The sequence below is a fragment of the Methylomonas sp. AM2-LC genome, from assembly GCF_039904985.1.
Classification (GTDB): domain Bacteria; phylum Pseudomonadota; class Gammaproteobacteria; order Methylococcales; family Methylomonadaceae; genus Methylomonas.
Map to the genome: position 1 here is coordinate 920,198 of NZ_CP157005.1, position 24,921 is coordinate 945,118.

General features: G+C 47.4%; 22 protein-coding genes. 13 read left to right on the forward strand and 9 right to left on the reverse strand.

Annotation, left to right across the window (positions count from 1 at the left end):
- Positions 1-43: 43 nt before the first annotated feature.
- Together ABH008_RS04265 and ABH008_RS04270 are read right to left on the reverse strand one after the other, a co-directional pair.
- Complete coding sequence (locus ABH008_RS04265) at positions 44-1,480, reverse strand: conjugal transfer protein TraH (protein ID WP_347988611.1); 1,437 nt, start codon at positions 1,478-1,480, stop codon at positions 44-46.
- Positions 1,480-2,475, reverse strand: a complete 996-nt coding sequence (locus ABH008_RS04270) for a conjugal transfer protein TraF (protein ID WP_347988612.1) — start codon at positions 2,473-2,475, stop codon at positions 1,480-1,482. Before ABH008_RS04270 ends, ABH008_RS04265 begins: the two co-directional genes overlap by 1 nt.
- 508 nt (positions 2,476-2,983) lie before the next feature.
- Here ABH008_RS04270 and mobI point away from each other — a divergent pair.
- Entirely contained in the window at positions 2,984-3,454 is a 471-nt protein-coding gene (gene mobI, locus ABH008_RS04275) for a conjugative transfer protein MobI(A/C) (protein WP_347988613.1), read from the forward strand.
- A gap of 28 nt (positions 3,455-3,482) precedes the next feature.
- On the opposite strand, the gene ABH008_RS04280 is transcribed toward mobI, so the two are convergent.
- The 3 genes from ABH008_RS04280 to ABH008_RS04290 form a co-directional block, all read right to left on the reverse strand.
- Positions 3,483-4,064 (reverse strand): peroxiredoxin, encoded by a 582-nt coding sequence (locus ABH008_RS04280; protein ID WP_347988614.1) that lies wholly within the window; start codon positions 4,062-4,064, stop codon positions 3,483-3,485.
- A 404-nt stretch (positions 4,065-4,468) separates the two neighbouring features.
- Entirely contained in the window at positions 4,469-5,335 is an 867-nt protein-coding gene (gene trfA, locus ABH008_RS04285; protein ID WP_347988615.1) for a plasmid replication initiator TrfA, read from the reverse strand.
- 7 nt (positions 5,336-5,342) lie between these two features.
- Positions 5,343-5,789 carry a hypothetical protein gene (locus ABH008_RS04290; RefSeq protein ID WP_347988616.1) on the reverse strand — a complete coding sequence of 149 codons (447 nt, stop codon included), beginning with the start codon at positions 5,787-5,789 and terminating at the stop codon, positions 5,343-5,345.
- 129 nt (positions 5,790-5,918) lie between these two features.
- On the opposite strand from ABH008_RS04290, the gene mobH reads away from it, so the two are divergent.
- The 7 genes from mobH (at position 5,919) to ABH008_RS04325 (ending at position 16,903) form a co-directional block, all read left to right on the forward strand.
- Positions 5,919-8,390, forward strand: a complete 2,472-nt coding sequence (gene mobH / locus ABH008_RS04295; protein WP_347988617.1) for a MobH family relaxase — start codon at positions 5,919-5,921, stop codon at positions 8,388-8,390.
- Positions 8,387-10,213, forward strand: coding sequence for a conjugative transfer system coupling protein TraD (gene traD / locus ABH008_RS04300; RefSeq protein ID WP_347988618.1), 1,827 nt, complete (start codon positions 8,387-8,389; stop codon positions 10,211-10,213). The genes mobH and traD overlap by 4 nt, the downstream gene beginning before the upstream one ends.
- A gap of 2 nt (positions 10,214-10,215) precedes the next feature.
- Positions 10,216-10,848: a DUF4400 domain-containing protein gene (locus ABH008_RS04305; protein ID WP_347988619.1), complete on the forward strand. Its 633-nt coding sequence runs from the start codon at positions 10,216-10,218 to the stop codon at positions 10,846-10,848.
- Between the two features lie 412 nt (positions 10,849-11,260).
- Positions 11,261-11,746 carry an RNA polymerase sigma factor gene (locus ABH008_RS04310; RefSeq protein WP_347988620.1) on the forward strand — a complete coding sequence of 162 codons (486 nt, stop codon included), beginning with the start codon at positions 11,261-11,263 and terminating at the stop codon, positions 11,744-11,746.
- A gap of 105 nt (positions 11,747-11,851) precedes the next feature.
- The gene (locus tag ABH008_RS04315; RefSeq protein ID WP_347988621.1) at positions 11,852-12,850 is read left to right on the forward strand and encodes a FecR family protein; all 999 of its coding nucleotides are present in this window, start codon (positions 11,852-11,854) and stop codon (positions 12,848-12,850) included.
- 234 nt (positions 12,851-13,084) lie between these two features.
- On the forward strand, positions 13,085-15,628 hold the full coding sequence (locus ABH008_RS04320; protein WP_347988622.1) for a TonB-dependent receptor: 2,544 nt from the start codon (positions 13,085-13,087) through the stop codon (positions 15,626-15,628).
- A 66-nt stretch (positions 15,629-15,694) separates the two neighbouring features.
- A complete protein-coding gene (locus ABH008_RS04325; protein ID WP_347988623.1) occupies positions 15,695-16,903 on the forward strand; it encodes an ATP-binding protein in 1,209 nt (402 codons plus the stop codon).
- A 74-nt stretch (positions 16,904-16,977) separates the two neighbouring features.
- On the opposite strand, the gene ABH008_RS04330 is transcribed toward ABH008_RS04325, so the two are convergent.
- From ABH008_RS04330 to ABH008_RS04340, 3 genes are all read right to left on the reverse strand, one after another.
- Positions 16,978-17,379: a PIN domain nuclease gene (locus ABH008_RS04330; protein ID WP_347988624.1), complete on the reverse strand. Its 402-nt coding sequence runs from the start codon at positions 17,377-17,379 to the stop codon at positions 16,978-16,980.
- Positions 17,366-17,578, reverse strand: a complete 213-nt coding sequence (locus ABH008_RS04335; protein WP_347988625.1) for a type II toxin-antitoxin system VapB family antitoxin — start codon at positions 17,576-17,578, stop codon at positions 17,366-17,368. Before ABH008_RS04335 ends, ABH008_RS04330 begins: the two co-directional genes overlap by 14 nt.
- A 99-nt stretch (positions 17,579-17,677) precedes the next feature.
- Positions 17,678-17,899: a hypothetical protein gene (locus ABH008_RS04340; RefSeq protein ID WP_347988626.1), complete on the reverse strand. Its 222-nt coding sequence runs from the start codon at positions 17,897-17,899 to the stop codon at positions 17,678-17,680.
- A 115-nt stretch (positions 17,900-18,014) separates the two neighbouring features.
- Here ABH008_RS04340 and ABH008_RS04345 point away from each other — a divergent pair, with 115 nt between their 5' ends.
- The 4 genes from ABH008_RS04345 (at position 18,015) to istB (ending at position 22,108) form a co-directional block, all read left to right on the forward strand.
- Entirely contained in the window at positions 18,015-18,521 is a 507-nt protein-coding gene (locus tag ABH008_RS04345; protein WP_347988627.1) for an RNA polymerase sigma factor, read from the forward strand.
- Between the two features lie 68 nt (positions 18,522-18,589).
- Positions 18,590-19,612 carry a FecR family protein gene (locus tag ABH008_RS04350; protein WP_347988628.1) on the forward strand — a complete coding sequence of 341 codons (1,023 nt, stop codon included), beginning with the start codon at positions 18,590-18,592 and terminating at the stop codon, positions 19,610-19,612.
- Between the two features lie 170 nt (positions 19,613-19,782).
- Complete coding sequence (istA, locus tag ABH008_RS04355; RefSeq protein WP_347988629.1) at positions 19,783-21,291, forward strand: IS21 family transposase; 1,509 nt, start codon at positions 19,783-19,785, stop codon at positions 21,289-21,291.
- The gene (gene istB / locus ABH008_RS04360) at positions 21,284-22,108 is read left to right on the forward strand and encodes an IS21-like element helper ATPase IstB (RefSeq protein ID WP_347988630.1); all 825 of its coding nucleotides are present in this window, start codon (positions 21,284-21,286) and stop codon (positions 22,106-22,108) included. Before istA ends, istB begins: the two co-directional genes overlap by 8 nt.
- Positions 22,109-22,255: 147 nt before the next feature.
- On the opposite strand, the gene ABH008_RS04365 is transcribed toward istB, so the two are convergent.
- Positions 22,256-22,444, reverse strand: coding sequence for an AbrB/MazE/SpoVT family DNA-binding domain-containing protein (locus ABH008_RS04365; RefSeq protein WP_347988631.1), 189 nt, complete (start codon positions 22,442-22,444; stop codon positions 22,256-22,258).
- A gap of 169 nt (positions 22,445-22,613) precedes the next feature.
- Between ABH008_RS04365 and ABH008_RS04370 the strand changes: the two genes are divergently transcribed.
- The gene (locus ABH008_RS04370) at positions 22,614-24,878 is read left to right on the forward strand and encodes a TonB-dependent receptor (RefSeq protein ID WP_347988632.1); all 2,265 of its coding nucleotides are present in this window, start codon (positions 22,614-22,616) and stop codon (positions 24,876-24,878) included.
- The last annotated feature ends 43 nt before the right edge of the window (positions 24,879-24,921 follow it).

Below are 24,921 nucleotides of genomic sequence, written 5' to 3' on the forward strand. Positions count from 1 at the left end.
TCTTACACTGAATAAAGAAAAATACATACCGATTTTTGTGCAGTTAAGGGCTTGGCCAGGCTGCGGCAGTTGCAGGGAGCTGAGTTACCGAACCATACTGGCGAGGTTTTACGGTGTTCATCAGTTGCTGATAAAACGCCATCAAGGTTTGCGGATTGCCGTAACGGCCGGCGATAGTGACGTATTCGTCCTGTATCTGTTCGCGGGCGACTCGCAATGAATCCATCAGCAACTTGGCGTAAGCATGGTCATTCATTTGGGCGGCAGCCTGTACTGCACTCAGGGTATCGTTGACGATTAATTGCGCCATTTCCAAAGCGATTACCGGTGCTGCTTCTTCCGCCCATAGTTTGGCAATTCCAGCATCTTCACGAGCCAGGTTATGAATCATGCCGCCAATCGCATCCGGCACGGTTTGCATGAAGGCTTGTTCGGTGGCTGTGATGGCGCCGGTATTGGTCGAAAATTTATAGATCAGACCGTTGCCGGTATCGGCTGATCCAAGCAGAATATCCATCACCCGCTGTTTCAATCCGATCAGATTGAGGTTTTGGACGATGGGTTTAAGACATTGATCGGCGCCATGACCATCTGAGCAGGTGTACATATTCACGGTTTGATAGCTATTGCCGGCATCGTTACCGTACATCAAGTCTTTGATGCTCAGAATCGGTGGCGGACCGCTAATGGCATTGTTTTCGCCCTTGCCGTCCGGAGCAGCTTGCGGCGCATCGACGATCACCGTACCGGAGATACTCATGACCGCTTCCAGCAAGCTATTGCCGCCAAATCGAAACCAGGCGCCTGCGTTTTGATTAACCAAGGCTCGCCAGACCAGATTGCCCTGGATTTTTTGCGTCAGGTCATTGGGTGAATTTTGTTTAATCTGCTGCATCGGATCGCCCAGTGTACTGGTATTGGTCCAGCTGGAAAACACATCGCTGATACCTTGGGTAAACGAAGCATTGGACAGATTGGCTTTGCTCTGTAAATCGAAGGCCTTGACCGTGTCGTTCACCAAACCCTGAGACAAACGGCAAGAATTGCTGAACATCTGGTTCATTTCCTGAATTTTCTTTTGCAGATCGGTCATCACCGAAGCACACCAGGGACACATCGCGCCGACCGCTAGCTGGAACGCATAGCCCGCAGCATTGCCGGCGACGTTACGCAGTAATTGCACGAATTGATTGAAGTTGATAAAGCTGAAACTGCCTCCAAAAAGATCGATGCCACCACAACCGGCGCTGAACGAGGGCGGCACAAACGACACCAGATTGGTATTAGTAATCCCATTGCGAGCTACCAGATTGCCTCCGGTAATGACACCCCGGCGTTGACCCAAATGCGCGGTCGGCGCGGTGAAATTAGTCATGGTGCCAAACATGCCATCCATTTCCTGTTGTAAGTCGGCATAGGCTGGTACCGAACTCTCAACCAGCAGCAGAAAAATAACCAATCGCCTATACGAAAAATTCATTATTGGATGCTCCCGGTTTGCGCGCTTTGCTGCAAGGCTTGAATCAATGACAGAGGATCTTGAGCGGTTGTTGGACTGATGCTGCCAGCTGTTGGCAGCAACATCGGCGTAGAGCGGATACCCTGTGTGGTTTGATACTGGGAAGGCTCTATCCAGCCGGCTTCTTTGCCTGCCAGCAAAATCCGGCTGGTCATTTCCTCCAGTGACAGCACGCCTTGCGATAACGGCACGATTTGCTTAGGCGGATTCATAAGGAACAGCGCCGGTGTCTGCTCAACCCCAAGCAATGCCGCCTGTCCTTTGTCGAGCTTGAAGTTTCCGAACAATCCATTCGGCATCGGTAATCCATCCAGTGAAACCGCATAGATTTTGAAGCCATAGGCTCTTTCCAGCATGCTCAAGATCGGTGCCTGCACATGGCAATACCGACAGTCCGAGCGGAAGAAAAATAAAATGCCAATATGTGCTGCAATGTCTTTCAATGCCCGATCTGCGGCTACGCCAGCTTGATGATTCGCTTCATTGGCGGCAAAGGTTGAGATTGGACGGCGAACGGTTTCATCCAGTTGCGGATCGGACATCACCACATAACGGGCGGCGTTGGTAAACCGTTCGGCCTTGTCCATCATTACCCGTTGCAGGTAATAAAACGCCGCTACATTCTCCTGAGTTGGCTCATCAATGGCCTTGTTCAGGTAACGTTCCATGTTTTGCTTAAGCCAGACGGAAGACAAGGGTGCGGGTTCAACAGGCATTTCGCGGGTTTCTGGTTTAGGTGGCTTCTCGGCAGATATTGGCGGTTTTGAGTCTGGAATGGCGGATTCAATGGGTTTTTTCGTGATCGGTTCCGGCTGAACTTCATACCAAAACCAACCGCGTTGTTTGTCTTCGAAGTACGAAACGCGGGGTAAATCTGTGCTGTCCTCTCCCCAAGCTTTTAGGGCTGGGAAGGTAATAAAAATCAGGATAAGCAAATAGGCGTGAGTTCGGTTCATAGCCTAATTGTCAGCTATGTTCCATACAGGGTGACTTGCAAAAAATCGCTAATTACGCATTTTTTGCAAGTTAGAAACATTTTTTTTGTGGTAGTGACCGTCTACCTTGCAAAAAATGACGAAAAACTTATTTCTTGCAGAAGTCCTACGAAATCGAGCTTGTAAAATCACCGGACAAGCGGACTCATTTTTTTGCTTAAAAAACCTAGCAAACGTGCTCACTAATAGCTTGAAAAACAATTGTAAATTTTATGCAAAACGAATCTTGTCCAAATTTAGTTCCTAGCTAGGGTTTTTGAGCCAAGTTTTTTGCTAGGTTAAATGGATAAAATTTTCTGATGTATCAACAGGACTTAATTTATTGATACAGAATGGTTTTCTATGAAAAAACAGTTGCTAGGTCGCAACAAAGAAAATCCGCTTACGGATGGCAAAAACAGTGGTTTTAGCCGAAAAAGTTATTAGGTTTTTACACCCTAAAAACCTATAGTTAAGTATAGGATTTTACATGCTCGAAACAAATGAACTTAGCACACCACACACTGAATCGGATCAGGCCGTGATCGAATGGCTGGAGACCAACATAGAGCTCTTGCATAACCAAGCGAAGATGCTGGTTGACGATTACTGGCGACGGGTCAATAAGGAGCGAAAGCAATATCCCTCATCGGAACGTGGCCGAATTGGGGTGCGGATTCGAAGGCGGGAGCAAAGTTATTCATTTGCCATCGAGTGGTTTGTCATGACCTCGGTGTTTGTGAATGGCCGATACAAACCGATGGCTCAACACCTCAAAAAGGGCAAGGGATTTCGCTATCCTATGCAATGTATCCTGAAAACCGAGCCTGACTGGGAAGCCAAACTGGTCGAAGAGTTCGAAACCGAGTTCGTGGAGATTCGTAAGCAGGTCGACTTGCTGGGAAAGTTTCGGGACGTTTTTTATCAATGCCGACGCTGCATGTTGGAACGTAGGTTATGAATTTTTATATTTCAGCCCGTCTTAAAGCTTAAGCTTGATTTTTGAGAAGCCAGTCCATCACCTGAGCTACGTTTTTATCGGGTGGATATACCGGATAAAAGCACTTTTTTATTTCGCCGTTATTGAGAATAAGCGTCAGCCTTTTGATCAGTTTTAAACTTTCAATTTCAAACATTGGCAGTTTTAAGGCGGAAGCCAAAGAAAAGTCGGCATCGCTCAGCAGTGGGTAGGTCAGCGCTAGGCGGTTTACAGCCTCCCTTTGTAATCCTGTGGTTTGAGTACTTACCCCATAAATCCCTACGCCCAGAGGTTTGAATGCCGCCAGATTGTCACGATACGAGCATACTTGCGGCGTACATCCGGCTGCACCTGGAATTTGAGCCCACCCTTCAGGAATAGTAAAACCGGGTCTGCCGGTCATTGGATAACAAAAAATCACGTTCCAACCCGATAACTGCGATACGTTGATTTCCTGATCCTCAGTTGACTTTAGTGAAACGTCAGGCATCAGCCTATTTTGTAAATGTTCACAAGCACCATCATCCGTAGGCACAGGTAAATCATCAGGAAATGAGAGAAGCACATCAGGTGCAGGCGGTATCTTTTGCATGGGGGTGATTCTCCGTATTTTCTAAAATTTAACGCAAAAAGTCAGTATAGCGATGGTCTGTTATAGATCGTGAGATTGGGTTTGCCTATATTTAGATTAAAAAAAGATTATAAATAGATTAGCACGCTATTTTTTGTGATTTCGAAAAGCGCTGTAAGCCTTGCCAGACGTGGTCTGTAGAGATTTATGAAAATCATCTTCGCGTCGGTCGAATGCCGTTATTTGTGTCGGCCTAATGCCGTGGATTGCGTCGGTCTAATGCCGTGTTTGTCGGTCGAATGCCGTTACCCCGTCGGCCTAATGCCGTGCCTGTGTCGGTCGAATGCCGTGCCCGCGTCGGCCGAATGCCGTGTCGCGGGGGGCTGGAAAGGCTAAAAATAGCGTCGGTCGAATGCCGTGTATTTTTAGTGAGGTTTGCCGTTCAGAAAGCGTTGTTGGCTGGGGGTTGGATGCTTTTTGATCTTGACTGAATCTTCCGTGACCTCAAAGCTTTCCAAATTTCCGATGGCGATCAGCGCTTCCAGGGCTTTTCGCAAACGGTATTTGAAGTCACGAAGCGTTTTGGCGCCACTGCCGCTCAATCGGTGAATGGTGGTGATTTTCAGTGGGTAGGGAGCGGCATGTGATGATAAAAATCCATGCAGCCATAGGGCAAGCGGTTGTTTGCGTAACTTTTGGCGTTGCTCAAACTCAATGTAGGTGTAACCGTCTTCGAACAAATGCAGCATGGATTCGGTCAATTCGACGACATAACGCTGAGTCATTTCATCTCGGTGATAACGCAAAAATCCTTTTTCACCGAACGTATCACGGCCGTTGAAGGTGATTTCCACAAAGGCGCCGCCCAGCCTGGCCATAGATTCCTTCAGCCATTCATGCTGGCTTTTGCCAGTGCCTTTACCCAAAGACGACAACATGGCGTATGCGCTGAACGTCACGCTAAATCCCGGCAACTGCTGTCTGGACAAATGCACAATTTGCATCCACACATCCAGGTCGGACTGATTGAGTTGCACGCCCAAATAACGTACTTCAATGCCGTCCACAGCTGCCAGTAAAGTGCGTTTTTTGTAGGCGATGCGCTCATTACCCTGGATGCCGGCAAACAAGGCGCTACGCAAACAAGCGTTGGGTGTACCGCGCATACTGGCCGGCCAACTGGGTACAGCTTTCAGCGGTTCGACTACTTTTAGCCGGGCTTTTTTACGCTCCGAAAGTGTTTGAAAACGTTCGGTCAGATTGTCTATCGATTGAAATTGTGAGTCTTCCATAGACACCTCACTTGCGCAAGCTGCGCGGATTGCAGCCCAATTTCAGCATGGCCCGTGGGATGGTGGAATGTTCAATGATTTCATGTTCTTCCGGGGTCATATCAAGCTGATGATGACAATACTTACGCCAGGCCCGTTCTATTGCCAGCGGATCGTCCTCCGTTTTTTCAAGGTACGGCACACTTAAATTCTCATTCGCGGCAATCACTTTCTTCCAGGGTTGATCATTTTGCCTGACTACATGCTCGATAGAGGATGCTCTGAGTACCGCACCCCCTAAACCTCCTGCTTGCCAGGCGTTATCTAGCCGCCAAGGCTGTTCGGGTTGTGAATCAGTCTGCAATGATTCAATCACCGCTTCGCTGACGGTGATTGATGGTTGTTCAAAATGGGTACAACTGGTGCACAGTAAAACCGGCAAGATGATATTGACTAGGGAGGTTTGGGCTTTCATTTTGACTCCTGGGAATTCAAGAAAACCTTCTACCCTAATAGCAATTTTTTCATCGCTACTTGCAAGAAATGCGTTTTTCGGCATTTTTTGCAAGTTATATGGAAAAACTTTCTGCCATGATAAATGGCTATGGAAAACATTTTCACATCATTCATCGTTGGTATCGGCAAACGCTTGTTGGGCGGTGGCGAGGTATTGCCCAAGGCTGTGGTCACTAACCAGGATGAGGAAATTCCGCGCTATCCGCCGTTCATGAAAGGACTGCCTGCAGCACCGGTGAATCGGATTTTGTCCACACAAACTGAGCTTATTAAATCCATCGAACAAGCACTTGCCTTGCCCGATGATCTATACCAAGCCATTGCTTTGCCGGTCATCGGCCGTTATGCAGCCTATAGCCATCTATTGCCGGCATCGGAGAGTCATCATCACCGAGGCGCCGGCGGTTTGTTTAGGCATGGTTTGGAGGTGGCACACTGGGCAACATTGGCCTCGCAAGGCTGTTTGTTCGCCACCCAGGCTACCCCCAAAGAACGTAAAGCTTTAGAACCTCGTTGGCGATTGGCGGTGTGTTTTGCCGGTTTGCTGCATGATATCGGTAAACCCGTGTCGGACATGGCGGTGGTGGACCAACTGGGACATCACACCTGGAATCCCTGCGATGAAAATCTAACCGACTGGGCTGAGCAGAATAAAATCGATCGCTATTTCTTGCGCTGGCGGGAAAACCGGCATAAACGTCATGAGCAGTTTTCGGCGTTAGTGATTGAACGGGTGCTGACGCGAAAATCTCGAACCTACATCCTGGAACCCGGCCCTGACATCATGCAGGCGATGCTGGAAACCATACATGGTCTGGACAGAGGGGCAAAATTATACGAGCTGGTGATTGAAGCAGACCGCAAAAGCGTGGAGCGGGATCTGAAAGCGCATTATCACGGCCTGGATTCGGCGATGGGCATGCCAGTGGAAAAATACCTGTTCGACGCCATGCGCCGTTTGATTAAATCGGGACAATGGACTGCGAATGAAAGTGGCGCCCGCGTCTGGCGATTCCAGGAGGGGTTGCATATCGTTTGGCGCTTAGCCGTGAAGGAAATTCTGGGCATGTTGGATAAAGATCATATTCCCGGCATTCCCCGTGACGAAGATACACTGGCTGATATTCTAATCGAGCGTGGTCTGGCCATTCCCAAAATCTCAAAAGGCGGGCAATACCGTTACTGGCGCATGCAGCCGGGAGGTATGAATGGCAGCTTGTTTATGCTGAGGTTGGCTTCAACAGAATTAATTTACAGTGGCGAACCGCCCGTGGTGGTGATTGGTCAGGAAGTTTTAGACGGAGAGGATGTTCAAGAACCGGCCAAAACAAAAAAAGTCGGTAAAAAACGCGAGTCACTACCAGAACCCGTCGTTCCAGCGATAGTTGAGATTGAAGCGGCTGCTGTCGAGCCGATGGATGATGATTACCTGAATTCAGAGAACTTTGATGATGGGTATCCAGCGTATTTCGATAGCGACATCAACCTTGACCAGAAAGTACAGTCCGAGGCCGACAATAGGTTGCCTGTTCCAGAACAAACGCTATCTGCAGTGCAATTTCAATCTGAAACTGAAGTCGCTAAAACACCGATCCAGGATGAATCTACCCCAAGCAATACAGTCATTCATCTCGATGCCGATCAGCCATTCGAAGCTGTCAATTCTATTACTGCCGCTAGAAGGTGGCTGGAAAACCAGGGACTTGCAGGTGAATGGCTGATTAAGCTTGCCGAAGCGATCAATTCAGGATGTTGGCATTTAGAGATGGATTTTTTGGACGCACAAAACAAATTGCTATTGCCGTTTCCGGGAACTGCACAACAGCTTCAGCTTGAATCTAATTTGTTTATCAAAACCCTGGATGAAAAAGGCTGGCTGCTGACCGACGTATTGTCACCTATGCGCAAGGTTCAGGTAATCAATGGCATTCGTGGCGTGCAGTTAGCTTCGGAGCCGAGCGTAAAACTTAAACAGCTTCTAACCGCTGTAAAGCCTAAAGCCGTCAGATCAGATGATCAGCCCGAAACCGTTCAACCTGCAAAGCAAGGTAAATCCAAACCTAAAATTCTGCCTGAGATTGTGGAGAAAAATGCTCTCCCAGAACGGCAGTCTCAGTTGGAATTGCCGGACACAATGTCGGAAATGCCAATGCAAAATCAGGAAATTGACAAAAATCCAGACGAGACTGCAACCAACGACGCATTAACGAAAATCGCCGAACAACCTGCAAAGACAGCTAAACCTTCATCTATACCCTCCAAGTCCAAACCGGACTCGGATAAACTTAAAAAGTCCTTATCCAGGAAAGAAAAAAAAACACAGCTAATCCAACTGCATGGACTAGCCATCAAAACCTGGATAACTGAAATAGAACAATCCTCATCTCAATCACCAGTATCCGATTCTGATGAGGGCTGGTTTAAAATTGATGACCAGGAAATTGAAAGATTACTGCAGAAAACTCCAGGCCTAAGCAGAATTGATTTAATGCTGATGCTGGGTGCACAACCGAATTTGCGTAGTGTCAGTAATGGCTTACAAATGCAGCGGAAAACATGAAGTCTGATTACGACTATCAATTTCCGTGGCGGCCTATTTTCGAAGTGACAGCGATTGCCGGCTGGACCGGCGGCGCCGGGATTGCGTATTTGACCAGTTGCATATCTGGATTGCCGATGCAACCGTTCAATTGGCTAATGATTTCCTGCGGCGCTATGGCCTTATACCGGCTGCCAGCCGCCTTGAATCTCTGGTACCGCAAGCGCCGCTTACGGCAATTTCGCTTTCAATATCTGGACGCCGATAAGTTGAAGAAGCTGGTCAAACGCCACCCGGATGAATTATGGTTTGGCTGGGGATTCGATTGGGTACAGAAACACGCGCAACTGGCCTATGAAATTCTCAAACGCGATGTCTCGCTGCTAATACCCACCGATCACCAGCGTATGGGTTCAGCCTGGATACATGGCTTGGAAATATCGGAAAGCGACGTGTTGCAGCCGATACAGCATACTGCTGGCCATACTTTGATTGTGGGCACCACCGGCGCCGGCAAGACGCGGGCGTTTGATTTGCTGGTGACACAGGCGGTATTGCGTGGCGAAGCGGTGATCATTATCGATCCTAAAGGCGACAAGGATTTGATGGCTTCAGCCAAACGCGCTTGTGAATTAGCCAACCAACCTGAGCGCTTTGTGTATTTTCACCCGGCTTTTCCTGAAGACAGCGTTCGACTCGATCCACTGCATAATTTTAACCGCCCATCGGAAATCGCCAGCCGGATTACCGCCATCATGGCAGGGGAATCCACAAACGATCCGTTCAAGGCCTTTGGCCAAAAATCTCTCGATAATGTCATTCAAGGCTTGATGGTCATCGAAGATCGGCCAACCCTGATCAAACTGCGCCGATATCTGGAAGGCGGGCCATCGACACTGGTGATACAGTCCTTGGAGCGGTATTACGATCAATCCTTGGGCAACTGGCGGCTCCAGGCCAAACAATACCTGAAAAACACCAATGACATCGACTCAAAAGCAGCTGGCTTGGTGAGATTCTACCGGCAAGTGGTGCAATACCAGGCGCCTAATCTTGATCTGGAAGGCTTATTGTCGCTGTTCGAGCATGACAGAACCCATTTTAGCAAGATGGTGGCTTCGTTGATTCCGATCATGAATATGTTGACATCTGGATCGCTGGGGCCTTTGTTATCCCCCAATCCCAACGATGCCGACGATTTGCGTCCGATTACTAATACCGGCCAGATCATTCAAAAAGCCCAGGTGGCCTATATTGGCCTGGATTCTCTATCAGATGGACTCGTCGGCAGCGCGATTGGCTCAATATTACTTGCCGATCTGGCTGCAGTAGCCGGCGACCGCTACAACTATGGCGTCTCCGACAGACCTGTGAATGTGTTTGTCGACGAATCCGCGGAAGTTATTAACGATCCGTTCATTCAGGTTTTGAATAAAGGCCGGGGCGCCAAAATTCGACTGTTTATTGCCACCCAGACTTTTGCGGATTTTGCCGCCAAAACCGGTTCCCAGGATAAAGCCCGGCAGGTACTGGGTAACGTCAATAACTTGATTGCGCTTCGCATCATGGATAGCGAAACTCAACAATACATCACCGACAACCTACCGAAAACCCGGCTGAAATACATCATGCGCACTCAGGGTGTCGCAACTAGCGCTACCAATCCCAGCGTATTTTCCGGTAATGTCGGAGAAAGACTGATGGAAGAAGAAGGCGATCTGTTTGCCCCACAGTTGTTGGGACAACTGCCTGATCTACATTACATCGCTAAATTATCCGGCGGCAGAATCGTCAAAGGGCGTTTGCCGGTGCTTCGATCTCACCTGGACGCCAAACAGGCTTAACCATGCAACGGAACATTCTGGTCAGTTTGATGATCTGGTTATTGGAAATCATCCTGGTAGCCGGTTTTGTATCCGATGAATGGACCAGGGAAATTCAAGCCGTTGAAGACAAAATGCTGATCGACTACTTTGGAAAGGAAAAAGACGCCGAGATCCGCAAAACCACGCAACACTGGTTCGACAAGTTTTTCGTCAAAACCGGTATCCGCGAAAATGTCTACCATTACTTTATTCCGACTGAACGCGAACGGCAAATGTCCAAGGGGTTTGAGGATGTCGGCCGGCATGATCTTTTCCCTTTTATTCAGAGCCGGTTAGATGTGCTTTGGGATACGGTTTATCAGATGATTAAACGCTTCATCATGGCCTGTATTTGGTTTCCGTTTTTGGCGGTTACTTTGTTGCCATTCTGTATTGACGGCATCGTCAGGCGCAAAATAAGCCAGACCAACTTCGATTATCCAAGTCCCATGGCGCATCGTTATAGTCTATATGCGATTTTGGGAGCCCTGTATTTACTGTTTGTTGGCGTGACGCTGCCTTTTCCGGTACCACCTCAATCGGTTCCGGTTGGGGTCATCATCGTGGCTTGGGCAACTAATGTGCTGTTGGCTAATACTCAGAAGCGAATTTAGGTTATCTACAAACCGGAAACAAAATTGCATTAGTCCGAACAGGCCAAAGGAAGCAGACCCGTTACCATCTCAAATTGGATAAGCTCGCCTAATTCAAAGTATCGAATGAATAGCTTACTTAAAAACTGTGTGATTTCACGCAGTCCAAATAGGTGATATGCCGCATTTTTATCCATCAGCACAGCAAGATTATTCAGTTCCCCTAGTGCAGACTCTAAACTGTAATAGCTAATACCTCGTCTACAACCCTATTGCACGCTGGCTTTTGAGATATAAATACATGCTTTATTATCAATCTCATAACGGCATCGTTAATCTTTGCATAAAAATTGCTTTAGTATTCCCTACGATTCGGATTTCTTACCCTAAATGCATAATGCTCGAATTTTCTGTTAACGATATTGCTGTTTTGATGCAAAGACATCGTCAAGAGCTAATGCGTTATTTATCCCAGAGACTCGGTTGTAACGATACGGCACAAGATATTTTTCAGGAAACCTTTCTTCGCTATGCCGGATACGATGGCAAAACCACAGTGGAGAATCCGCGGGCTTTTATTTTTCGGATTGCGGCCAATCTAACGACTGATTATTTGCGCAGCCGTTCGCGTCATTACCATCAAGACATAGATGCCGAGGATGGTGAAACGATCAGCGAAATCGAAGACCCCAGGCTTTCGGTGGAGCGTACCGCCATATCTCAGCAACAGCTTGAACAGTTGATTTCGGCGCTAGCGGAGTTGCCACCCAAATGTAGTGAAGTTTTTATCATGCTTAAAGTTAAGCACTACAGCTATGCGGAAGTGGAACAGAAACTCGGCATTTCAAATACCATGGTTTTCAATTATGTGACCAGGGCAATGGCGCATTGTCGGCAACGGCTCGGTGATTTAGATTAACTACAGCCAACTTTTATATACCGGACGATACAAAAGATCTTATGGTGATATTCGTTATCGATCATATCGTCTTATAATTTGATGACACTATCAAACGGTTACCCCATGAATCAGATCGACCCCTTGCCGCCGACCGGTAGCGCTGCCGAGCAAGCCGATTATTGGTTGGCTCTACTCAATTCCCCGCTGCTCGATCAAGGGCAACAGTTGGCTTTTGAACAATGGTTGGCTGCCAGCCATGAAAATCGGCTGGCATGGGAAAAAGCCCAGGTCTGGTGGCAAAAAATCGATACGCTTAGCGCCTCGCAAGCTGCGATGTTGGAACAGCGTTTAGCCGCAAACGTTAAACCAGTTACCCAAGCAAAACCGGTAGCCAAAAAAAATCCGCTGCAACTCTTTAATGCTTGGGGATTTCCTGCTTTTGCATGCTTGTTGTTGGCTGTGTGGCTCGGATTTACAAGCTTACCGCTCAAATTTGCCGATTATCACACCGGCAAAGGCGAGCTAAAAACGCTAGCATTAAGTGACGGCTCTACGGTACTGCTCAATACAGACTCATCATTATCGGTGGATTATTCCGGCCGGCAGCGCAATATTAGCTTACAGGGCGAAGCCTATTTCAAGGTTGCCGCCGATGCTCAGCGACCTTTCGAGGTACAAACTGAAAGCGGCCGGGTTCGCGCCTTGGGTACCGCTTTTGAGGTTAAGCAACTCGATGCGGATATGGCAGTTACCGTTTATGAACACAGCGTACGTGTGACTTTTCAGCAAGGCGAAACGGTTGATCGATTAGAAGAAGGTCAGCGTATTGCTTTGTCTAATCAGCAAATTGGCCCCATTGAAAATGTCAATTTAAAGCAAACCAAAGCCTGGCAGGAGCACTTACTGGTTTTCAAAAATCAACCGCTTCAGCAGGTCATAACCGAACTCAACCGTTACCGCTCAGGCAAAATTGTCATTATGGACCACAGCTTGGCCGAACATTTAGTGACAGGCGTCTTCGATTCCTCCGATCCCGATGCGGCACTAGCGACCATAGAAAAAACCTTGGCGGCTAAAGAGTATCGTCTGTTCAACAGTTTGGTTTTTTTAACTGGAACATAGTGTTCGCGCGCAGTGAATAGCCAGTCTGGTTGGGCGCACCCGTTTGTTCCACGTTTTGTTTTGCTCTCCAAATTTCCTGCCGGAAGCCCCCCAAAGTGAAATTTTAAAAATAATTTCATCCCACGGGTTATAAAACTGCTCGTCGCCAGCGTCATAGCTATGTACACGCGAAGATCGGACCAGGTATGCCTGGAAATGCTCTCGCGATTCTACCATTTGTGACCAGGAACTTAGATGAGCCCGCATTTTCCCCGATTTATTCCGATTTGTTTAACCGCGATTCCGGTTTTGATTGCAACACCACTTTGTGCCGCCGAAACCCTCATTGGCTTTAATATTGGCGCACAGTCTTTGGCTGATGCTCTATTGGAATTTTCGCAAACCAGTGGACTAAAGATATTTTATAGCGCTGAGATGACCAAAAACATCAAAACCAGCGGACTAAATGGTAAATACACTGCGCAACAGGGTTTGCAAAAATTGCTGAATGACACGGGTTTACAATATAAGTACACGGATAAAGAGACAGTAACGATAGAGAACGCACCTGCCACGCCACAGAGTAATCAGGCTGACCCAACGACTTTGCCGAAAGTCAATGTAGTCGGCACTGCCGTATACAATGTTAAAGATCCCTACAACGAAGACTATGTACTACCAAACGCCACTGCTGGCACCAAAACCGATACGCCGATTATGGAAACGCCGTTGAACGTACAGGTGATTTCCAAACAGGTTTTGAAAGATCAGCAGGTGATTACATTGGGTGATTCATTGAAAAATGTCAGTGGTGTTAGCTTGAATAGTAGTTCTATCGGCCAAGGTTGGGACACTGGCGTCAATCAATCCATCGTGATGCGCGGCTTTGCCTCAGACACCTATTTCCGTAACGGTTTCCGTCTCCAGCAAGGCTCAGACACTCGCGAGATGGCGAATGTGGAAAGCGTTGAAGTGTTGAAAGGCTCTGCTGCCATTTTGTATGGGTTGGTAGAGCCAGGAGGCATGGTCAACGTGATCACCAAACAACCGCTGGCAACTCCTTACTACGCGGTTAACCAGCAATTCGGGTCCTATGATCTGTACCGGACGACCGTCGATGCCACTGGTCCTGTTACCGACAATAAGGATGTGCTGTACCGGATAAACATGTCTTATCAAAACAGCGGTTCGTTCCGTGATTATGTCAATAACGAGAAATTCTACATCGCGCCGATCGTGAAATGGAACATCAGCCCCAGAACTCAGGTGACTGGAGAACTGGAATATAGCCACGATAATTTAGGCCTGGATAACTCAGCCGTACCGCTCCTTAATAATCAATTTATGTATACCCCCATCAACCGCAACTATGGCGCGCCCGCGCCAAAAAAGCTGGATAACATTTTTGGCGGTGCCAACTGGTCGCATCAATTCAATGACGACTGGTCTATCAAGCATAGCATGTCTGTGAATCACTCAAATTCAAATGCTTTGGGGATAAGTGTTTTAGCACCACTCTTAGCCACCTATTTTGTTCCTGGAGCGCCAGCCGATCAAATGGCCCTTGGTTTATTTCAAAACAATGCCACAAACAACACCTATGCCACCAACATGGATCTGACCGGGCATTTCGATACGGCGTGGCTTAAACACACCTTGCTGCTGGGTGGCGACTATTATCGCGTGGATACTGCAAACTCTCAGGGTAGCAGCCTTTATAATTTTGTCGGCAACAATATCCTTAATCCGACCCCATGTGCCACCATCACCTGTGGATTGTCAATAGATCCGCAGTCACCCTATACAACCCCAGCATCAAACACTCAAACCGACCAGTATGGCCTTTACCTGCAAGACCAGATTAAATTGCCTTATGATGTCCATGTCACGGGTGGATTCAGATACCAGAATATTCACCAAGGTTTTAATGTAACGCGTAATAATTTAGTGTCATATACCGGTCCATCGTTATCGGCGGATGCGGTGACGCCCAGAGTCGGTTTGTTGTGGCAGCCGCAAAAATGGCTCAGCCTCTACAGCAACTACACCGAGAATTTTGGCGCCAACGGCGGAGGTCTATTGGTTTATGTTAATGATACGACTAGTAAACAGGCAGGGCCCACCAGCTCCCAGCAATGGGAAGTCGGCTTCAAGAACGAGTTCTTCGGCGGGCGGCTGCGTAGCACCTTTGCTTATTATAATTTGACCAAACAAAACGTCGCCTCTGCCGATCCCAACCAACTACACGTTTGCGGCGGTGGAGGCTGTAGTCAATTAACCGGCGAGGTTCGTAGCCGGGGGCCGGAACTGGATATTCAGGGGGAAATCCTGCCGGGTTGGAACGCGATTGCCACCTACGCCAACACCGACATTATCGTTACTAAAACGGGTACCAGCGATTATCCTGCAGTCGGTAGCCGTTATTGGGGGGTGCCCAGAAATACCGCCAGCCTGTGGAACACCTACGATTTTCAGCAAGACCCACTGAAAGGTTTTAAGGTCGGTGGCGGTGTCACACTACGAGATGGCACGCTTGCTCAATCTATCGGTCGAGACAATACCGCCCCCACTACCGCCGGCTATGCAACCGTCGATCTGCTGGCGGCATATAGCCTGAAGTTGGGCAACAAGTCGAAGGTCAGCGTACAGTTTAATATCAACAATCTTCTGGATAAGCTCTACTATACCTCTGCCGCCACTTATTCGTCGACGGATAGTACTTCTGTCGGATATAACTCCGGTATTGCTGCTTATGGCGTGCCTCGCACGTTTATGGGGTCTATTCGGGTTGAGTTTTAACCTTACCTTTATTTCTTATCTATCGTAAAATAGTTTTAACTTTTTTACGATGAGTCTTATTTTGGAATGAAACGTCTATATGGCAAACAAATATCAAACGAGCTGTTTTTGAATCGGCAAATGCTTTTTGTATCCGGCCCAAGGCAAGTCGGTAAAACAACCTTAGCCAGACAGTTATGCCAAGACCACAACGGTCACTATCTGAATTGGGATGATGTTGAACATCGCCAGCTGATTTTGGCAGGCACTAATGCTCTGGTTTCTGCGCTCGGCCTAGATCAATTACGTGCGGAAAAAACGTTGATAGTTTTTGATGAGCTGCATAAATATCGACATTGGAAAGATTTTTTAAAAGGTTTTTTCGACCGTTACGAACAGCAAGTGCATATTCTGGTGACGGGTAGCGCAAGATTGGATATTTTTAAGAAAGGTGGCGATAGTTTGATGGGACGCTACTTCCATCTGTGTATGCATCCATTAACTGTTGGTGAGGTATGCAATCAAGCGATTGACTGCGAACAATTGATCCAGCTACCGCAGCCAATAGCCGCTGACAGTTTTGATAAGTTGTATCAGTTTGGCGGATTTCCAGAACCCTACATCAAAGCCAATCCCCGGTTTAGCTTGCGTTGGCACAATTTGCGCTCAAAACAGCTCATCCAGGAAGATATTCGGGACGGCTCAAATGTACAGGAATTAGCGCAATTAGAAGTTCTCAGTCGCTTGCTCAGCGCCCAAACTGGACAAGTGACACGTTACGCTACGCTGGCAACCCAAATTCGTGTCTCGGTAGACACCATACGTCGCTGGCTCGATACCTTGGAGAGTTTTTATTTTTGTTTCCGTATCCGGCCCTGGAGCACTAATATTGCCAGTTCGTTACGCAAAGAACCAAAAACCTACTTATGGGACTGGTCTTTGATCAGCGACAGTGGTATGCGAGCCGAAAACTTTATTGCCAGCCATTTACTCAAAGCCGTACATTGGTGGAATGATTTGGGGATGGGCGACTTTGGGCTCTATTACCTGCGGACCAAGGATCAGAAAGAAGTGGATTTTTTAATCTCTAAAAATGGTCGTCCTTGGTTTTTAGTAGAAGTGAAATCTTCGGAAAGTGCTGCGCTAAACGCAAACCTGGCCTGGTTTCAAGATAAAACCGGAGCCGAGCATGCGTTTCAAGTCTGCCTGAATATGCCCTTTGTGCCAGTGGATTGTTTTTCAGTAAACACGCCCGTCAAAGTGCCGGCACAAACACTTTTATCGCAACTAATCTAATGAGAGCGGTAATAACACTTGGGTGGATTTTGGCGCTCAAGATAAATCAGCCGCGATGTAAGATAAAATGATATTTAGGGTAAACGCCACTGTTTATGTTGTAACGGAACAAACTGACTAATCGTAATAAAATCACGGTCATCATGTACCAGCAACAAACTATTCTCCAGCGCAATTTGTGCAATACAGCAATCAATCGGACTGCGTATAGTAAGACCTTGTCTACGCAGATCAAAATAGAGTCTCGCCGCTGCCTGCCAGGTAGAAATTTGTGCTTCAATGTAATCCTGCCCGTCAAGATACTCGCTGAGCAAGTTCCATTCCCGCTCATCCCGGCAACCTTGAAGTAATTCCAATTGTTGGAATCGGGTCAAAACAATCGCTTGATCGCCGATGTATTCATACAAACGCGGGCTATATTCCCTGGTTTTATCCCTAAAGACATGAATCCAAATCGATGTATCAATCAGGATCATGCCGCAGTTCTCGCAGTCCTTTGTGATCGTAATCGTCAGTTAGTTGAATTTTCCCGGCAAGCTCAAACAAGTTTTTCTTGCGGCGGGAACGAATCAATTCACGCAAGGCCAGATCAACCAATTCGCGCTTACTGGCGGCACCGGTCAGTGTAGTGGCTTCTTTCACTAGCGCTTCATCAAGGACAATATTAGTACGCATGGCGCTCTCCTATACACGTTAGAAGGTGTATTATACACCACTAATATGTCGTGTGGTTGTCTGGAGCCGTCAACCTACAGTGCGAATTCTATAGCTGTGTCATATCACACAGTCGAATAGGTGATATGCCGTATTTTTACCCATCAGTTTTTCAAGTTTATTTAGTTCGCCTAATGCCGCCGCCTTATCTGCAATACCCAATGCATAAGCTATAACCCTTTTCAGCTCTGGATTCGTAAATAATGCAAGGATGCTTTCTGTAGCTCGCCAAATGATATCGTCTATTTTGGCATAAAAATTGTTTGCTTTTTCTCTTGGCATTCAAGTTATCAGCCTGAATGCGTCGTGCTCAAGTTATTCCCAATACCATTACTTTATCAATGCAAAAACTTCGCCAAATGCACATGCGATATTTGTTATCTTGCTGTTTCCCCCGATGATTACGATTGGCGAAGAAAATTTGTTGGCGACTTTTTTGCGGCATCAAAGCGAGTTGCTGCAATTTTTGACCTATAAGGTCAGTTGCGACGAGGCTGCCGACGATTTGTTACAGGAAACGTATTTACGCATTGCCCGCATTCCTAATGACAGTGAAATAGTCAATAAACGTGCGTTCGTCTATAGAGTTGCCGATAATCTGGCCCTGGACCATCTGCGCGGTGTTACACGCGAGCATAAGCGTGATGGCGGCAGTGTCACAGAGGAGATAATCTGCACGCATCCAGAACCGGATACGGTGTTGTCAGGACTACAACAAATGGAAATGTTGGAGAAACTCATTTATGAATTGCCATTACAATGCCGAACGGTATTTTTACTGTGCCGGGTGGAAGGCAAAAGCTATTCGGAAGTTGCCAAAGAGCTAGGCATTTCGGGGCGCACAGTAGAAAATCATGTTTACAAGGCCTTGAAGTTGCTAAAAGAGCGGATCGATTCGCTTTGATGCAACTTTCCAACGTTGTTTATGTTTTGGCATTATATACTTCCTTGCATTAAGGCTTTATCTCCATTATGACTCACAAGTTTGAATCATCCTCTTCCGTTTCCGATCAGGCCAGCGCCTGGTTTGCCAGATTACAGGCAGACGATGTCAGTGCCGAAGAGCGCAGCCGTTTTCAAGAATGGTATCAGTCCCATCCGCAACATGCCGAAGCCTATGATCGTACCCGTAAACTGTGGATGTTGTTGGAAATGCCTGCCGAAAGAGTATACAGCCGGATTATTGCCGACCAGTCAGGTGATCCCAAAGCGAACAGCGCTGCTGTAATTCCAGGAAAGAATTCGACGGAATCCGGATGCGTTGAATCTAATCTATCTGCGCACAATTTTCGCATTCCGATTGCCGCTGCCTGTTGCTTGAGTTTGCTGTTAACGCTTGCTGTTTGGCAACTGCCGTTACGGATGCAAGACTGGCAAAGCGATTACCATACCGCCCCAGGCGAACAATTCAGCGTTACTCTGGAAGACGGTTCACGCTTGACTTTAAACACGGACACAGCGCTTTCTGTAAATTTCAACGAACAGCAACGCCGAATCGAATTATTACGGGGCGAAGCCTATTTCGAAGTTGCGCCCAACAAGGCTCGGCCTTTCATTGTTAACGGTGGCCGGGCTGATGCCCGAGCTGTCGGTACTGCCTTCAGTGTCAGAAAACAGGATGACGATTTACGGGTTGCCGTTAACGAAGGCGCCGTTGAGGTGAGGGCGGATACCTCATCCACTTTGGTAAAAGTATCGCAGCAAGTCGCTTACACACACGGTCGATTAGAGGAAGTGCTTAATGTCGAAAACGACGATAGCTTTGCTTGGCGGCGCGGCCAGGTGGTGTTTAATCACCAATCGCTGTCACAGGTATTGGCGGAAATTAATCGCTATCGCAGCGGACGCATCGTCGCCATTAAAACTGCTTTGGCAGGCCGTATCATCAGTGGTGTTTTCGATAGTCGTGATGCCGATGCGGTCGTGGATGCGCTCAAAACTACTTTGCATGCCAATACGCTGAGTCTGCCGGGTGGACTGATATTATTGTTCTGACTCAAAGTTGCGTTCCTGATGTTCGGCAGGCTGTTGGTGCTCGATCTCCTGCGGTGTTGGCGCTAGTTGAAAATTGATCATTTATAGAGTGTTGTGCTAATCGAAAATTGACCAGGCAATTCACGTATCCTGCCTATGTTTTAGGCAGGAGCAAAACGAGAGTGCATTACATGTCAATGTTCGCAAAAGTTCGACGGTTGTTTCATCGCGACCACCTGTCCATCAGTGAAATTCAACGGCAGACCAGTCTGTCGCGAAACACCATTAAGGCCTGGGTTAAAGAAAGCAACCCAGATGACTACAAGTATCCCAAACGATCCCGAGTTAATAGCAAGTTGACAGCTTATATTCCCGTATTGTTGCTGGCATTAAACGTAGATGCGCAGCGCGCTAAACGAGATCGTCGTACTGGATTGATGTTGTTTGAAACGATCAAAAAAGAAGGTTATGCCGGTAGTTACTCTCTTCTTACCGCTTATATCCGCGATTGGCGAAACGATTCGATCATTGCAGGCAAATCCGCTTATGTGCCGCTCAAATTCGAGCTTGGCGAAGCGTTCCAATTTGATTGGAGCGAAGAATGGCAAATGATCGGCGGTATCCATCGTAAAATTCAAGTGGCGCATACCAAGCTGTGCGCCAGTCGCGCATTTTTTCTGTCCGCCTATCCCACGCAAACCCAGGAAATGCTCTACGACGCGCATACCCGAGCCTTCATTGCACTGGGTGGAATACCCAAGCGCGGTATTTACGATAATATGAAAACGGCGGTCGACAAAGTCATCAAAAAAAGTAATGGTCGCGTCATAAATTCGCGTTTTTACGCCATGACGGCGCATTATTTGTTTGAACCGGACTTCTGTAATGTGGCTTCCGGCTGGGAAAAAGGCATTATCGAGAAGAATGTCCAGGATGCCAGGCGTCGAGTCTGGATAGAGGCCAAAACACAGTGCTTTAGTACCTTTGCAGAGCTGAATGCCTGGCTTGATCTGAAATGCCGCGCCCTCTGGACAGAAATTGAACATCCGAATTATGCGGGTATTACGGTAGCCGATGCACTCGAGCAAGAGCAAATTTATCTTATGCCCATGCCAACACCTTTCGATGGCTACATCGAGATATTGGCTCGGGTATCGAGTACCTGTCTGGTCACCGTGGAGCGCAACCAATACTCGGCACCCTGTCATCTCGCTAACCGTAAAGCCACCATTCATCTTTATGCCGATAAGGTCGACATCTGTACCGAGAGTGACGTCGTTGCTCGCCATACGCGTCTGTTGGCTCGTGATCAAGTCAGCTATGATTGGCAGCACTATATTCCGCTGATTGAAAAAAAGCCGGGGGCATTGCGTAACGGTGCGCCTTTTGAAGATATGCCGTTGCTGTTTGCGCAACTGCGAACAGCGTTACGCCACCGGGAACGGCAACAAGGTGATCGGATTATGGCTAAAGTGCTAGCCGCCGTTCCGGTGCATGGCTTAGAAACCGTATTGAGTGCTGTTAAACAATTATTGGATGTAGGGGTGACGAGTCTCGAACAGGTGGTTAACGTCCTGTCCCGACTGAATGATATACCTATCCCTGCTCAAGTGGAAACCGACTTAAAGCTTAATGAAGAGCCACTGGCTGACACTGCACGTTATGACAGCCTAAGTGATCAAGAGGTGGATTATGTCTGATATTATCAGCCAACTTAAAGCCCTGAAATTATATGGCATGGCGGCATGTTACGCCGAATTACAGACGCAAAACCGAGCAGACACGGCTGAATTGATCCATTCGACACAATGGTTGCTCGACCAATTGTTACAGGCAGAATCAATAGATAGGGGCATCCGCACCATCCGGTATCAGATGAGTTCAGCCAAATTTCCGATTCACCGCGATTTGCTAGGCTTTGATTTCGGTCAATCTAAAGTAGACCCGTCACTGATCCATACACTGGCAACCTTGACATTTACCGATGCTGCACAGAACCTGGTATTAGTGGGGGGCACCGGAACCGGAAAATCCCATTTGGCCACAGCACTGGGCGTCTGTGGTATCCAGCAGCACAGCAAGCGGGTGCGCTTTTTCTCCACCGTTGAATTAGTTAACACACTGGAGCAGGAAAAAGCAGCTGGTAAACAAGGACGACTGGCGCTGATGCTCATGCAGGTGGACTTAGTCATCTTGGACGAGTTGGGTTATTTACCCTTTTCACAGGCAGGTGGTGCACTCCTGTTCCATCTGCTCTCTAAGCTTTATGAACGTACCAGCGTCATAATCACAACCAATTTGACGTTCTCAGAATGGAGTAGCGTGTTTATTGATGCCAAACTGACAACAGCACTGCTGGATCGCCTAACGCATCATTGCCATATTATCGAAACCGGCAATGAATCCTTTCGGTTTAAGGAAAGTAGCGCTATAGCCAAAGAACGCATTAAATCCAGGGAATCGTCCAAACGGTCTTTGCCAATAGCAGAAACAATAACGGCAAGCACGGAGGACTAGTATGAAATTATCCGTATTCGAAAATAACTTATTTAAAAAAAGGGGGCAAAACTCACTCAGTCTGGTCGACTATTACTGCGCAGTATAGTAATCTGCCTAACATAATCCCTGGTCAATTTTCGATTAGCACGGGTGGTCAATTTTCAATTAGCGCCAACACTGCGGCCCAATTTCCAGCAACATGTCCATTAAACTTTCTGTTCGGTAGCGTTTGGGCAAAAGCACAACCATGTCGCCCAGTTTCTTGATGACCACTTCCTCATCATCGAAACGGAAGTCCTTTGGCAAGCTAACAGCCTGAGTATTTCCATTGGTAAAAATTCGTGCTGTTTGCATAACTCTTTCCTCTGTCAGTCTGAAATGTACTTTCGCAATATATACGCCCAACTTCGGAATGACTACCTATTTATTTTGTTCTAAAAAAAAATTACAGACTGACTAAGTAAAATCATAGGGGTCGTTCGTCTTTGTTGGGAGACCACTCATCAACAAAGGAGAATGAAACATGAAATCCCTGGATACGGGTTGCCGGCCCTATATAAACTTGTTGCTGGCCGCCGGTTTGTTGACCCCGATGATGACGCTAGCCGCAGAGCAGGCCATTATTCCGTTCGACATCCCCGCACAATCACTCGCTGGCGCGTTGATACGCTTTTCTGCGGCCACCGGTTTGCAAGTACTTTACGAAGGGGATATCGCTAGTCAAATCAAGTCGCCGGAACTGAAAGGCCGTTATACTTCGGAGGACGCCTTGCAAAAGTTGTTGCAAGGTTCAGGCTTGAACTACCGTTACAGTAACAGCAAGACAATTACGCTGGAGAAAGCGGTCGCGCCTGCCGTATCCCCGATTAATCAGGCCGACCCGATTACCTTGCCTAAAGTCAATGTGGTCGGCAACGCCGTTTACGATGTCAAAGACCCCTACAACCAAGATTATGTTCTTCCCGACGCCAACGTCGGCACGAAAACGGACACCCCCATCATGGAAACGCCTCTGAACGTTCAGGTTGTTTCCAAGCAGGTGATGAAAGATCAGCAAGCGATTACGCTGGCGGACGCCTTGAAAAATGTCAGTGGAGTTATCACCAATACTACTGGAGGTGATGGGGGGGACGACACAACGACTCTCGGTGGAACGCAAACAGACATCACCATTCGCGGCTTTGTTTCATCAACTTATTTACGCAATGGCTTTAGGTTGCAACAAGGGAATCGGACATTGGCTAACGTCGAATCGGTCGAGGTACTGAAAGGTCCGGCGGCTATCCTGTATGGACTGGTCGAGCCGGGCGGCATGGTCAATGTGGTGACCAAGCAGCCGCTGGCAACACCCTATTATGCTTTCAGTCAGCAATTCGGCACTTATGATAACTACCGAACCACTGCGGATGCCTCAGGCCCCATCGCCGGCAACAAAGATGTGCTGTACCGGATGAATATGTCTTACCAAAACAACGGTAACTGGCAGGACTTTGTCAACAATGAAGATCTATTTTTAGCGCCAGTACTAAAGTGGAATATCAGCCCAAGAACCCAAGCCACTGTTGAGTTTGAATACAATCGTAATCACCAAGGGGTTGGGGGCTATGTGAACCCATTTATCAACAATCAGCTTCTCACTGTTCCTTTAAGCCGTAATTATGGAGAATACTCGCCAGTAAACACAGAAACCTTTTTTGGTGGCTTGAACTGGTCGCACCAATTTGATGACGACTGGGCTATTAAACACCGCTTTTCAGTCAACCAGATAAGTAATACGGCAAATCTTTTTAGTTCGATTGGAGCGTATTCCCCCGATATTCTGAATGCGGTCACCCCGCTAGCCTATCAACCGTTCAGCAGATTTGAGGTACTTCGGACAACATATTCAAATGCCACCCAAAACAATACTTATTCCACCAATCTGGATTTGACCGGCCATTTTGATACTTTTGGATTGAAACACACGCTACTGTTGGGGGGAGATTATTATCGTCTAAATAATACCAATAGAAATGACACCAGTCCATTATATACTTTGATTGATCCTTACAATCCGGTTCATCCCGGCCAGTTGCCATTTATATTTGGTGCTGACAATATTACCGGCTATCAGCAGCGATTTGACCAATATGGCCTATATGGTCAAGACCAAATCAAGTTGCCCTATGATGTGCATGTCACCGGTGGAATTCGTTATCAGTATCTTCATCAAAACTATATTCAAACATCGCAAGATGTCGTTTCCGGAACTGCTGCCTCCACCCAGGATGCTGTGACGCCCAGAGTCGGCATTTTATGGCACCCACAAAACTGGGTTAGTCTATATGCCAACTATGCAGAGAGTTTTGGCGCTAATAGCGGTTTAGTCTGGAGTGCTCAAAATTCATTTACCCCTGTTGCAGCCACCAGCGCCTCGCAGTACGAAGGCGGCATCAAAACCGAATTTTTTGACGGTCGTTTGCGAGCCACCTTAGCTTATTACGATTTGACTAAAACCAATGTCGCCACTGGTGATCCGAATTTGGCCCATGATTGCGGCAATGGCCCCGGTTCCTGTTCGCTTGCAATCGGTGCTGTCCGAAGCCGGGGGCCGGAATTGGATATCCAAGGTGAAATTCTGCCGGGCTGGAACGCGATTGCCACCTATGCCAATGTCGATATCATTATTACTAAAACCAATTCTAACAACGACCCACTTGGTAACATCAATGTTGGTGATCGTATGGTTAACGTGCCACGTAATACCGGCAGTTTTTGGAGTACCTATGAACCTAAAAAAATCGGTTGAAGTAAGGCCTATAATCATGACATTGCGAATTACGTGAGCTCAG